Origin of the sequence: Salinisphaera sp. G21_0, assembly GCF_017744115.1 — a bacterium.
Lineage (GTDB): Bacteria > Pseudomonadota > Gammaproteobacteria > Pseudomonadales > Endozoicomonadaceae > Endozoicomonas.
The window spans coordinates 45,914-58,650 of the sequence record NZ_JAGHQW010000023.1; the positions used below are offsets into that span (position 1 = coordinate 45,914).

Sequence of the window (12,737 nt, forward strand, 5' to 3'; positions counted from 1 at the left end):
ATTTATCATTTAAGCATGGTGCCTAGGGGCGGAATCGAACCACCGACACGCGGATTTTCAATCCGCTGCTCTACCAACTGAGCTACCCAGGCGCTGTTCAAACAACGAAACGATGTGCGAGGCGTATTAAACGGATTTCACCCTGGAGAGTCAAGTCATATATAAATTTTTATGGCCAGTCGGTGAGTATGCAAGCCGGGGATCATCAACCCGTCGTTTATTAACCTTGTACATTTCTCTATTTATACCAGCTTCAATATCCGCCATGCAGTTGATCCCAAACTTCCTGGTCCCGCTCGGCAGTCCAGATTCTCGGCCAGTCAATACCATCCAACTCATCCCAGAGGCGCTGAACATCAAATGGCAAACAGTGCTCAAAAATGGGCCAGTTACCGTACCGGGGGGCCAGGCTTTTATGGGATGCGGCAAAGGCTTCGGTTAACGTTCCCCTGTTTTTATAAACGGCCCCTACCTGATCAATCAGAGTCTTGAGGAAAGTGCGGCTTTGTTCGATAGCGGCATCAACATGATCACGACCATGCACAACTGCACCCCGGCCACCAACCAACGTCTCAGCACCGTAAGCCTTTACCTTGTCCAACGTGGTGGTGGACCAGTCAACATGGAAAGCATCACCGGTATAAAGTGCAGCCCGGGCCTCAACAAGATCTCCGGCAAACAGAATGTTATGCCGGGGCAGCCAGGCACAGATATCCCCGGCGGTATGACCCCGTCCACAGTATTCAAGCACCAGGCTTCCCCGAAGCCCACCCAGCGGGATTTCCAATCGATCATTAAACACAATATCAGGATGGGTCAGCCCCCGGATTCCTTCGGGTGCCCGGAATAGTCTGGGCATTCGACGAAACTCACTGTCCCAGTCCTCCATACCACGCTCTTCAATCAGGAACCGGGTGTTCTCATGGGCAATAATCGATTCGGCTGAGAAGGCGGCTGCACCGAGTACGCGCACTGCATGGTAGTGAGACAAAACCAGATACTTAACAGGCTTCGTTGTATGCCTTCTGAGTTCCCGTAACCAGTCAGACGCTGCCCTTGGTGTTGCCCGAGCCTCAAAAGCAATAAGGAAGTCTTCTGCCTCAATGGCCCCGACATTAGGATCCCCCTCAGCGGTAAAGGCATAAACACCATCTGCCAGAACTTCAAGCGTCTCTTTTTTGGGCTCCAGATCTGCTGATGATGCAAACGCTTTTATGGTCATCCTGTTAAGCCTTCGATTTCAGAAATGACTTTTCCTGAAAGAATAGTAAGTAAATCATTTGGAGATCACTATAGCCAAATAAAATCAACAACAACAATCTATATTGCAGTAATAACAATGACACTTAATTATTCAAACAATAATTTACATAATAAAAATACCTCCTATCATTTAACCGGTCAGAACTTGCCATTTTGAATGCGAATAATGCGCAGGATCAGATATTAAATATTACGATTGGAGGTTTGAATATACATGAATAATTTACCCTCTAGTGACTATTCCAGATTTTCACCAAATACGATCAGTGACAACAGTGATTTACTCTTCCCTCAATCCTCAACACAGTCGGCTGATTCCTCAGATTCTGGTACATCATTAGCACAAAATGTCCAACCCTATTTGAAGGGTCTTGGCGATGACGTACAGGAATTTGTTAGAGAATTAACATTACTCGAACGATCAATTAACATTGTCACCTCACCTGCTCTGGTCACAACATCAGAGGCGATGACTATTAATTTAAAGAATATGGCTTACTCTTCAGGGGATACTGGTGAGCCTCATCAAGCTCGACCATTGATCAAAAGCACCAAAGAAGGCATACATGTCATTTCAAAAAGACCAAAGATTGATGGAATTCTGAGACAATCCCAGATTCCTCATACAACCAGTGAAGCTTTATTTCACAAGGGACCTGAACAGGCCACGGCAGAGCTCAATGAGCAAATAACAAAAGACACCCAGGGCCTGATTACTGATTTTCTGAAAGCAAAAGACCTGGATAATCCAGACATGGCGTTTCAACTGGTCACCTGGTTATTGCAACAGGTTTCATGGCGGTTTCCTTTTAGAGTGATGAACGAAAAAGAGAGTTCAGAAATGACATGGGAAAATGCAGCCCACTCAGAAATACAGTGGATGGAAAGTGGAAGTGTACAACCCATTAAGCACATAAAAAATAAAGATTATGACTTTGTCGCTGTTCCTGTTATGGAATCGGGCATGAAAGCGGTGTTTGTTTTACCGCCAGAAGGGGAAACGAATCCCGGTAGTGAAGATCTCAACCAGGTTTTGTCAAGTGGACTCACCACTATCCTGGGCAAATCCGGAAGTAAACACGCGGTGCTAACGCTGCCCAAGTTCAAGTTCAATTATCAATTTACAAAAATATGTGAAGAGGCTGAAGCCAAGGGTAAACATATAGCAGCATTGGACGTTGATGAAAATGGAGCGACGGTAGCTGCTGCGTCATCTATACTCTCATACGATTTACATATACCTCCTGAAAAACTTCTTCGCTTTAAATTTGACCATTCATTCTACCTGGCAATAATTAACCATAAAAATCCCAACGACCCAAGGGTTATTGGCATGGCCCAGATTAATCATCCCGGAAAGAGCTAATTAACCTTTTTTACTTCTTGCTGCCGCGTTCCCAACTGGCAGTAAGAACTAAGATAATCAGCAAAGCGCTTACTCTCCCCTTTGGGAAGTTAAAGATGGAACCACGAAGGACACAATGAAGAGATTTTCTTTTCCTTTGTGCTCTTCGTGTCCTTCGTGGTTCCATCCGACACCCATTGAAAATCCAGGTTTAACTTAATGTCCACCCTAAGAACGACCATTCATCACAGATAAGGTATGCCCCCCACACGCACCCTCAAAAACTGCCCAAATATTGATCCAGGTTAATTTTCTGATGCCTGGAAAACTGACTTTCGTCAATTGGACTTTCCAACCCCTGTATTAATGTTCCCCGTTGAAATTTCGAGCCCAACCATTTCCGGGAGTATGGCAAGTGCTGATTGGCAAGGTAACTGGCAACATCTGGGCCACCCGCAAGAAGGATGGTCTCAGTGGCTTCAAATTAATGATCGTTGAGCTGATCAATCCCTGCGAGCAGGAAATCGGCCAGTCACTGGTGGCCGTTGATACCGTTGGTGCCGGCATAGGTGACCTCGTCCTGGTCGCCAGAGGTGGTGCTGCCCGAAAAGCCATACACCCTTGCGAAGGCCCGGTTGACGCAGCGACTGTTGGCAATATGGAGGTGAGCCAGTGAGCCTCCTGATTACCCGACAAAACCTGCACGACTTCGTTTCTGATTGATTTCCCCCATGATCCGTGAGATATACCTACTCGTAGAAATAGAAAAGTTTTAAACCTTGATACTATCAGGTTTAAAAAACATAAAAGTACGATGAGGTACTCCCATGTCTGAAAAATCATTCGATTCTGAAAAGCGTGGCCCCACCCGGCGTCGGTTTTTACAACTGGCCGCAGCATCCGCGCTTATTCCCCTTCTAAATATTCCCAGCCGCCAGGCACGGGCTGATGCGCTCCCCCCACTGGATGAGTCCAACCCTACCGCAATAGGTCTCTCCTATAAGAAGACACAGGCAGATGCTAAATCCATAGATGGCTACCAGGAAGGACGAAAGTGTGAGAATTGCGCTCTCTATACCCCGGATAACCAGGGTTGCAGGCTTTTTCCGGCAAACTCCGTAGAGCCGGAAGGATGGTGCAAGGCCTGGGTGCCAAAACCTGCCTGATGGATTAGTAAAGAACATCACGAATACCCTCGTTCCCTCAAAAAAAAACCCCGGGAACGAGGCAATCATCTGCTATTCTCAACGCATCAAAAATAATCAGAAGTGGTCCTTATGAACCATGATAAAGACAGGGATGCGCTCTGGAATGCCATTCATCAAATAGAGATCAGCGTTAAAAACTCACAGAATGATATTAAAAAACTGTTCCTGCACAGTGTGCGGCACGAAATAGCGATTGAAACACTCAACAAAAAGGTGGATGCCCACCAACAGGAGAACCGTGAACGCTTCAACAGGATTGAAAATCGACTCGATAAGATTGATAACCGTTTTGACAAAGTTGAAGAGACACTCGCTATTATTGTGAACCATCTCAAGCCATGATCTTTAGTAACCATGATCTCGTTCCTACACTTTTGGGTCCTTCACTCCATTGCTCAACAATGCCCTACCGATGAGTCTCCCTTAGCGGTGACTTTATCGGGTTATCAAATGTTTACAGCGCGTTCAAATGATTAATACACCACTGAGCCCGCTTCAGGATGGCATTCCTGTCCGCTGAACCCTTTTTGTCCCACCCTTTATAAACCAGGGCGGTCCGTGGATTGTTCTGCAACATCTCTCGGTGTTTCTCCATAAAATACCAGTAAAGACTGTTTAAGGGGCAGGCGCTTTCGGTCTCTTTTTCCTTCACCTGGTAAACACAGCCCGGACAATAGTCACTCATTTTCTGCACATAATTGCCACTGCCTGCATAGGGTTTCGATGCCACCATGCCTCCGTCGGCATACTGTGACATGCCCCGGGTATTGGGCAGCTCTACCCACTGAATTGCATCGATATAAATACCCAAATACCACTGATCGACCTGGTCAGGATCAATACCCGCCAACAGGCAGAAGTTACCGGTAATCATCAACCGCTGAATATGATGCGCATAGGCATACTGCAATGACTGAGTAATGGCATGGCGCATACAGTTCATCTGTGTCTGACCGGTCCAGAACCAATCAGGCAGATCGCTTGTCGCTTTCAGGTAGTTCATGGACTCGTAGTCCGGCATATTGCTCCAGTAAACACCCCGAATATATTCACGCCACCCCAGGATCTGACGGACAAAGCCTTCTATTTGCGCCAGTGAAATCGCTTCAGGGTTGTCACGCCAGGTGCTGATCGCCTTATCGATCACCTGTTTCGGATGGAGCATTTTGGTATTCAGGGCAAAGGAGAGCCGGGAATGGTAAAGACTCCACTGATGGTCACTGTTCGCGGTCATGGCATCCTGGAACTGACCAAAATGTGGCAGGCAATGGGTGCAGAAATAATTGAGTAATGTTAATGACTGCTGACGTGTAATCGGCCAGAGCAGATGAGTGCCAATATCACCAAAGCTCTGTAACTTATGGCGTTTCAGCCGCTCCAGTACTGACGCGGTTGAACTGGCAAACACTAACGGTTCTGGAATCGCATCAAGATCAGCAGCTTTGAGCTTACAGCGATTATCCGCATCGTAATTCCATTGTCCGCCCTCCGGCTGGCCATCACACATCAGGACGTCATGCTGCTGGCGCATCTTTCGGTAGAACGTTTCCATCCTGCCGGGCTTACCGGGCTTGAACCGTTTGCCAAGCGCCTCAAACGGAACCAGAAAATGTTCGGTATCCCACTCTTTTTTAAAAAGGGTTTTATCGGGTTCAAAATCTCTTAACTGTGTCAGCAAACGATATTCATCGGGCCGCTGGTATTCAAAACGGGTCACTGCATATTGCTGGCACAAGTGAAGAATCAATGATGGCAAGTCGGCAAAGTCTTTGGTTTCATCCAGCGTCAAATGCAGAACCTGATGCCCCGCTTCCTGCAATGCCATGGCAAATTGTTCCATGGCGAGAAAAAAACCACAGATTTTTTGTACATGGTGCTTAACATAACCGGTTTCCTGAAGCAGTTCGGCAATCACATAAAGACAGTCATCGTCCTGCCTGGTGAACCAGCTATGGTGGGCGTTGAGCTGGTCTCCAAGAATCAGCCTGAGGGTAGAATAGTGTTTATTGTTTTTCATCCATCACCCGGTTTCGTTGAGATCGGCAGCGCCTTGAACAGTAGCGGACCTCCTCCCAGCAGCGTTCCCACTTTTTTCGCCAGGAAAAAGGACGATGGCAGACGGGGCATTGCTTTTGTGCGGTTCGATCAACCTTGTTGTCAGCAATTCTTACGCTTTGAAAGTGCTTCATGCCTACTTTACGTTAAATTGACAGGTTCGGCTCAGAACAACCTCATCGCTACTGTGCATGTAGAGTATTCAAGGCAACTCAAAAACGGGTATTCAGAAAAAGTCACGGCATTCTGTACGTTATGCCACAGAAACATCATGTTCACTGGCAGGGGCACTCTATCCGTAGTACCAATGATCACTGCCCCTTCCCGGAATAACAGGATTTTCCCATTTAAACAGCAACTCATCTATTATATTGTCTTCGGAGCCACACTGTTCAAACCAGAACTCCAGCAAGGCGCAGCCTGCTACCGGCAGGAAAACGCTGAAGGTACTCCTGAACCTGATCCTTATGGATTTCTCTACCATCCATAGACTGCCCCGTGATATAGCAATGTGCCAGTAAGAAGAAATGCAGGCGTGAGTTCTGAAATAGTCGTCTCAGTGTTTTGATGGATTGCAACACCTGCCCTGCTGATACTCTCTGATGATCAATGGGTAGCTCATAATGCATAGCCATGATCTTCCTCGTTTGAATTTTTCATTAACAAGCTGGTCAGATTCGCTAACTAAAACTAACCTCTTCATTTAACCGCTTCTATTTCAACCACTTACATAGCGAAAACTGCTATCCCAATGGATATATCGCCGTATGCCGGTTATCCCAGAAACCTGTTAGATTCCCCCCCTTTCAAAAGGCACGACTTCCACCTGACTCAGGGCTTTCAGATCCCATGCTGAGCTATCAACACCACTACCACGCGGGTAATCATGCCGATGTACTCAAACACTGGCTGTTGCTGGCCTGCGTGCGGCACATGCAGAAAAAAGACACGCCTTTTGATTATATCGACACCCATGCCGGTGCCGGTCTCTACCGACTGGACTCAGCCATGGCCCGCAAGACAGCGGAAAGCGATGAAGGTGTCCTGAAGCTGGACTGGCAAAAGCTGAAAGGTCTGGATGACTACCACGGCCAGATTGCCGACGATATCCGTGCCAAACGTTACCCGGGCTCACCATTGCTGGTAAAGCGGCTGTTGCGGCCCGGTGACAAAGCCTGGCTGTATGAAATGCATCCTAAAACCATTGCTGAATTACGTCAGAATTGTGAACATCGTCGTCTTTGTCATGTTCGCCAGGAAGACGGTTTTAAGGGCCTGCCAGCCCTCCTGCCCACAGCCAGTCGTCGTGCATTGGTATTGATTGACCCCTCTTATGAGATCAAGTCGGACTATCAGACAGTGGTTAAGGTGATGGAAGCCGCTTACATGAAAATGCCTCAGGCCATGCTGTTGCTGTGGTATCCCTTGGTGGACAAGCAGCAGATTCGACAGATGGAAAAGGGCTTTGCCAAAAGCAGGATGCGCAATACCCACCTGTTTGAAATGGGCGTTGCCGACCCTGGCGAGCCCGGTATGACCGCTTCAGGCATGGTGGTTGTGAATCCCCCCTGGACCCTGGCGGATGACTTCATCCGAATCATGCCACAGGTATCTGCCCACCTGGCGAAAGATCATAAGGCCCGCTGGCGGCATCAACTATTGGCCGCTGAATGATTAAGGCATGATAGGCCAGTCAGCCGCATCGACACTGTCGAGAGGGTAGGTTTTATGCCCTCCCCAACGGTTGATATAGCGGCCATCAGGATCGAACTGCTGAGCCTGTTTATCCAGATTAAAATGGCGACTCCCTCTCGGGTCAGCACCCACGCCCGCCAGATACTGCCAGTTGCCCCAGTTGCTGCCCACGTCATAATCCACCAGCTGCTGCTCAAACCAGGCGGCTCCGTAACGCCAGTCCATCCCCAGTTCATGAATAAAGCAGCTGGCCACTATCTGCCGCCCACGGTTGGACAGGTAACCGGTGGCCTGCAGCTCTTTCATGCAGGCGTTCACAATGGGCCAGGGTGTATTACCGGCGCACCATTTCTGAAACCGTTCCGGATAAAAGCAGGACAACCGGCACTTATCCCGGATGCCTCTGGATGAAAACAGCCGAGCACCATGCTTCAGGGCGTACCATTGGAAATATTCACGCCACAGCAATTCAAATTGAATCCAGTAGGTGGATTCATTGGCCATAATCAATGACTCATAATGCCTGAGTGCCTGGAAAATCTGCCGGGCGGAGAGACAGCCGTGGGCCAGCCAGGGTGAAAATTTGGTTGAGGTCTCCCAACCCTGCAAGGCGTTTCGCGTCTCTTTATAGGTGGTTGGCTGCAGCGCTGAGAAATAGTGCTTCAGATGCTCTGCCCCTGCCGTTTCACCACCGGTAAACGGGCTATTGGTTTTGGCCTTTGCCGGTAACCTGTCAGAATAGTAATTCAAACCGGGCATGGGCCCTGGCATGATATCCGGTGCGGTTGCGGCTTCGGTAATGGGTAGATGTTCGACAAGCTTTCGGAACTGAGTAAATGTTTCCGGCAGCTCGTCCGGGGCAAATGGCAGATCGTTCTGGTGGAAGAGCGTAAATGTTTCAACTTCATTGAAGGTGACTGCCGGGAAGTTCTGCTTGAGACTTTGCCAATAGGCACTCTCCTGATAACCCATATTACGGCTGCGATAGACCGCATCAATTTTATGGGCTTTCAGCATTTGCTCGATCGCTTGATACGGACTTTGCAAACGCACCAGCAGTTTTTGCCGTCGCTGTTCAAGCTGTGATTCAAGCTGTTGAATACCCTCCCGCAGGAAACGCCAGCGATGCTCGCCCATCACCCTTGACTGGTAACGGCCTGGCTTAAACCAGGCAGGGTCAACACAATAGACACACACCAGGTGTTTACAACTGGCAGCAGCCTGCAGCAAGGCCCGGTTATCACTCAGCCTCAAATCGTTGGTAAACAGAAACAGCGTTATTCCCTGCAAGAGCGATACCCTCCAAACCTTTTAGCACTAATACCTATTTGTACGTTAATTTTCCCAAACCACGGCAAACCGTGCTCAACTTCCGATAACTCGATGTAATTTATAAAATTTATTGTCGTACTATTAAAGACATCAAATCTGTTTTGGTATTATGTCCTCTCAGGTAAAGTGAAGAACTTTATAATATGCTGGATGTATTGAAATAAGGGTAAAACGCATTGAAAGCCATTAAAATTCTGTCACTGATAGCACTGCTGACGGGCTGTACAGGAATACCCGAAGGCGTTACACCGGTAAAGCCATTTGAGGTTAACCGCTATGTTGGAAAATGGTATGAGATAGCCAGGCTGGATCATCGATTTGAGCGAGGCCTTTCCCATATCACCGCAGAATACTCAAGCAACCCTGATGGCAGTATTCGGGTCATCAACTCAGGTTACTCTGCTGAGGCAGGTGAACGTAAGCAGGCCGAAGGCAAGGCAAAATTTGTCAGAGAACCTGACGAGGGATATCTGAAAGTCTCTTTTTTTGGCCCCTTCTACGGCTCCTACATTATTTTCGAGCTTGATCAGAAAGGCTATGAATACGCCTTTATCTCAGGAAATGGCAAAGATTATCTCTGGCTGCTGGCCAGAACGCCTACCGTCAGTGATCAGGTTAAATCGGACTTTATCAACAAAGCCAAAGCACTTGGGTTTGCTACTGAGCAATTGATCTTTGTGGATCAGAGTAATCCTCTCAATTAGCACCTGTTGGGGAATTGTGTATATCCCTGCCATCAACGCTCTCACCTTGTCCATTATCTGCACGATTCAGTATTGCTGATCGTGTTTATATCATTGTCGTTTAGCTTATAACTCAAGTCACAAATTCATTTAAATTATGGAACAGGTTACAGAAACCGGTTCCATCTTGCAGCTGAAGTATGAGATTTGAGTCATCCATGAACGATATGGGTGAAAACCGCTACTTCAGCCACAACGGTATTCAGGAGTACGGTCAGGTATTGATCACGACAAAATTGTTCTGGGTGTTGCGCTTTACGGCCGTGGCTGGGCAGGCGTCAGTCTTAGGTTGGACATTAAGCTTATCCCTCCATTTTCATTGGGGTTTCGGATGGAACCACGAAGGACACGAAGAGCACAAAGAAGAGCCATTCTTTTCCTTCGTGCTCTTCGTGTCCTTCGTGGTTCCATCTTTAACTTGCCGAAGAGAGGAGTAGGCGCTTAATGTCTACCCTAAGAGGCGTCAGTAACCTGAAGGAGGCTGGTAATCCGTTCAGTGGTACTGCTACCGGTGGTATCAACGGCACCTGGGAAAAGGGCGTGCTGGATTATCGTGATATTTATGAGAATCATGGTGAAGCCCAAGGCTTTGTCTATGGCTATGATCAGCAGGCCGAGGCACCTTACCTGTGGAAGGAGTCAACCGATGAGCTGATCACCTACGATGATCCTTCATCGATTCAGGCCAAGGGGCAATATGTGCTTGATAACAATTTAATCTGTAAGTAGTTGGCACTGGCTTATGCTGGTGCCATTGCTTTTTCATCGAAGTCTACCCTGACCTTTTTCAATAATTTGTGATCGGATCCTTATGTTGCTCTTGTCTTATGAATCAAAAGCCTATAAAAACTGCTGGCAAATAAAATGTGTAAGGAACAGAAATTTGTTTAAGCGTAAATTATTACAACTGGCTACTTCTGCGGTACTGGCGGGAATAGTTGTGACTGCACAGGCTAACGGTTCGGCCATGGTTAATCCGGACAGTGGCGTTGTGGTGGGCTACTGGCACAACTGGTGCAATGGCTCCGGCTATCAGGGCGGGAACGCTCCCTGTGTGAAACTGGACCAGGTTGACCCAATGTACAATGTGGTCAACGTCTCGTTTATGAAAGTGTACGACACAGCTGCAGGTCGTATTCCGACGTTCCATCTGGACCCGGCCATTGGTCTTACTGAGCAGCAGTTTATTGATCAGATTGCTGAACTGAATAATCAGGGCCGTTCTGTGTTGATCGCCCTCGGTGGTGCTGATGCGCACATTGAACTGCGGGCCGGTGATGAGCAGCCTTTTGCGGATGAGATTATCCGACTGACCGACTACTACGGCTTTGATGGTCTGGATATCGATCTGGAACAGGCCGCCGTTACCGCAGCAGATAACCAGACGGTAATTCCAGCAGCGCTTCGTATTGTAAAAGATCATTACAAGGCGCAGGGTAAAAACTTCCTGATTACCATGGCTCCGGAGTTTCCTTACCTTGTTGACAGTGGTAAGTACGTTCCCTACATCGATAACCTGGAAGGTTACTACGACTGGATCAACCCGCAGTTTTATAATCAGGGTGGCGATGGTATATGGATTGATGGGATTGGCTGGATTGCCCAGAACAACGATGCCTTGAAAGAAGAGTTTATTTATTACATGGCGGACTCACTGGTAAACGGCACCCGTGGTTTTCATCAGATTCCACATTCCAGGTTGGTTTTCGGTATCCCATCCAGTAATGATGCGGCAGCTACCGGTTTTGTCAAAGACCCTCAGGATCTATACAACGCTTTCAAACGCCTTGAGTCACAGGGTCAGGGCCTGCGCGGTGTGATGACCTGGTCAATAAACTGGGATATGGGCACCGATGCCTCCGGTAACGCCTACAACGAGCAGTTTGTTAAAGACTATGGCCCGTTTATCCACAGCAACTCTCCAACGCCTCCACCGGTTGACGGCAAGCCGGTCTTGAAAGGCGTTCAGAATGTCCGTGTTCTCCATGGCTCTGACTTTGATGCCATGGTCGGCGTCAATGCCATTGATAATGAAGATGGCGACCTGACTGGCAAAATTCACATCGATGGTTACGTAGATACCCGTGAGATTGGCACCTATGCCCTCACTTATAGTGTAACGGACAGTGATGGTCATACAACGTCTGCCGTCCGTTCTGTGGAAGTGTTCAGCCTGAAGCCGGTTTTCTCCGGTGTTGATAATACGATCATCCCGCTAAATACTCCGTTTGATGAAATGGCAGGGGTTACGGCTATGGATGCAGAAGACGGTGATCTGACAACCACAATCCGGATATCTGGTTCTGTCAATACATCTGTCGTTGACGTTTATACCTTGAACTATTCCGTAACCGACAGTGCGGGCCAGACAGTTTCCGCTGAGCGGAAAGTCACCGTATCGGACGGCACCAGCTGCGCCAATCCCTGGGATGCTGGCACCATCTATTTGAAAGGGGATGAGGTCTCTCATAACGGGGCTCTGTGGCAGTCAGGCTGGTGGACCCAGGGTGAAGAGCCCGGTACCACCGGAGAGTGGGGCGTATGGCAAAAAGTCTCTGACAGTTCTTGTGGTGGCAGTCAGCCTGATGCTGACGCTGAAATCACGGTTTCCGGTGTCACTACTGAATATACAGCGGTCGATGGTCAGGTAAGCCTGTCGCTGCAGATTACCGTGAATGAAGCTATGAACCTGAATGCAGTTATCACGGACTCAAACGGAAGTGTGGTCAGTAATACCAGCCTTTCCGTAACCGAAAACAGTAATCTGACCATGATCATCAGTAATGCGGAAGCGGGCCGTTATACCCTGAACGTAAACGGAACCACTGCAGATGGTGAAACGGCAAGCTACGAGGCAGGCTTTACGGTTAAAGTAGACGGCGGCGTAACACCACCTCCGGGTGAGTATCCACTGTATGATGCCAACGCCAGCTATGCAGCGGGCGATATTGTTGTTGGCAGTGATCATGCCCTGTACGAGTGTAAGCCATGGCCTTACACCGCCTGGTGTTCAAATCCAGCCTATGCGCCAGCCAGCAGCCAGTACTGGCAGGATGCCTGGATCAGGCTGTAACGGTTAATCAGCAGTAAGTAAAT

14 protein-coding genes and 1 tRNA gene are annotated in these 12,737 nt (G+C 48.2%); 9 read left to right on the forward strand and 6 right to left on the reverse strand.

What is annotated here, in order from left to right; all coding sequences use genetic code 11:
- Positions 1 to 16 precede the first annotated feature (16 nt).
- Positions 17 to 92: transfer RNA gene (locus tag J7439_RS12320), tRNA-Phe, on the reverse strand.
- Between the two features lie 161 nt (positions 93 to 253).
- A complete protein-coding gene (locus J7439_RS12325) occupies positions 254 to 1,222 on the reverse strand; it encodes an MBL fold metallo-hydrolase (protein ID WP_209202094.1) in 969 nt (322 codons plus the stop codon).
- Positions 1,223 to 1,477: 255 nt separating this feature from the next.
- On the opposite strand from J7439_RS12325, the gene J7439_RS12330 reads away from it, so the two are divergent.
- From J7439_RS12330 to J7439_RS12345, 4 genes are all read left to right on the forward strand, one after another.
- Complete coding sequence (locus J7439_RS12330) at positions 1,478 to 2,629, forward strand: serpin family protein (RefSeq protein ID WP_209202095.1); 1,152 nt, start codon at positions 1,478 to 1,480, stop codon at positions 2,627 to 2,629.
- 394 nt (positions 2,630 to 3,023) lie between these two features.
- Entirely contained in the window at positions 3,024 to 3,284 is a 261-nt protein-coding gene (locus J7439_RS12335; protein WP_209202096.1) for a EutN/CcmL family microcompartment protein, read from the forward strand.
- Positions 3,285 to 3,435: 151 nt separating this feature from the next.
- Positions 3,436 to 3,774 (forward strand): high-potential iron-sulfur protein, encoded by a 339-nt coding sequence (locus J7439_RS12340; RefSeq protein WP_209202097.1) that lies wholly within the window; start codon positions 3,436 to 3,438, stop codon positions 3,772 to 3,774.
- Between the two features lie 111 nt (positions 3,775 to 3,885).
- Entirely contained in the window at positions 3,886 to 4,158 is a 273-nt protein-coding gene (locus J7439_RS12345; protein WP_209202098.1) for a hypothetical protein, read from the forward strand.
- A 112-nt stretch (positions 4,159 to 4,270) separates the two neighbouring features.
- Here J7439_RS12345 and J7439_RS12350 read toward each other — a convergent pair whose 3' ends face one another.
- The 3 genes from J7439_RS12350 to J7439_RS12360 form a co-directional block, all read right to left on the reverse strand.
- On the reverse strand, positions 4,271 to 5,833 hold the full coding sequence (locus tag J7439_RS12350; RefSeq protein ID WP_209202099.1) for a cryptochrome/photolyase family protein: 1,563 nt from the start codon (positions 5,831 to 5,833) through the stop codon (positions 4,271 to 4,273).
- The gene (locus J7439_RS27110) at positions 5,820 to 6,005 is read right to left on the reverse strand and encodes a DUF2256 domain-containing protein (RefSeq protein WP_209202100.1); all 186 of its coding nucleotides are present in this window, start codon (positions 6,003 to 6,005) and stop codon (positions 5,820 to 5,822) included. Before J7439_RS27110 ends, J7439_RS12350 begins: the two co-directional genes overlap by 14 nt.
- A gap of 258 nt (positions 6,006 to 6,263) precedes the next feature.
- Positions 6,264 to 6,506 (reverse strand): hypothetical protein, encoded by a 243-nt coding sequence (locus J7439_RS12360; protein ID WP_209202101.1) that lies wholly within the window; start codon positions 6,504 to 6,506, stop codon positions 6,264 to 6,266.
- A gap of 214 nt (positions 6,507 to 6,720) precedes the next feature.
- Between J7439_RS12360 and J7439_RS12365 the strand changes: the two genes are divergently transcribed.
- Complete coding sequence (locus J7439_RS12365) at positions 6,721 to 7,545, forward strand: 23S rRNA (adenine(2030)-N(6))-methyltransferase RlmJ (RefSeq protein WP_209202102.1); 825 nt, start codon at positions 6,721 to 6,723, stop codon at positions 7,543 to 7,545.
- Here J7439_RS12365 and J7439_RS12370 read toward each other — a convergent pair whose 3' ends face one another.
- The gene (locus J7439_RS12370) at positions 7,546 to 8,856 is read right to left on the reverse strand and encodes a DASH family cryptochrome (RefSeq protein ID WP_209202103.1); all 1,311 of its coding nucleotides are present in this window, start codon (positions 8,854 to 8,856) and stop codon (positions 7,546 to 7,548) included.
- Positions 8,857 to 9,074: 218 nt separating this feature from the next.
- Between J7439_RS12370 and J7439_RS12375 the strand changes: the two genes are divergently transcribed.
- From J7439_RS12375 to J7439_RS12390, 4 genes are all read left to right on the forward strand, one after another.
- On the forward strand, positions 9,075 to 9,602 hold the full coding sequence (locus J7439_RS12375) for a lipocalin family protein (RefSeq protein WP_209202104.1): 528 nt from the start codon (positions 9,075 to 9,077) through the stop codon (positions 9,600 to 9,602).
- 197 nt (positions 9,603 to 9,799) lie between these two features.
- Positions 9,800 to 10,078 (forward strand): hypothetical protein, encoded by a 279-nt coding sequence (locus J7439_RS12380; RefSeq protein ID WP_209202105.1) that lies wholly within the window; start codon positions 9,800 to 9,802, stop codon positions 10,076 to 10,078.
- A 7-nt stretch (positions 10,079 to 10,085) separates the two neighbouring features.
- Positions 10,086 to 10,370, forward strand: a complete 285-nt coding sequence (locus J7439_RS12385; protein WP_209202106.1) for a glycosyl hydrolase family 18 protein — start codon at positions 10,086 to 10,088, stop codon at positions 10,368 to 10,370.
- A gap of 154 nt (positions 10,371 to 10,524) precedes the next feature.
- Positions 10,525 to 12,714: an immunoglobulin-like domain-containing protein gene (locus tag J7439_RS12390; protein ID WP_209202107.1), complete on the forward strand. Its 2,190-nt coding sequence runs from the start codon at positions 10,525 to 10,527 to the stop codon at positions 12,712 to 12,714.
- Positions 12,715 to 12,737: the final 23 nt, after the last annotated feature.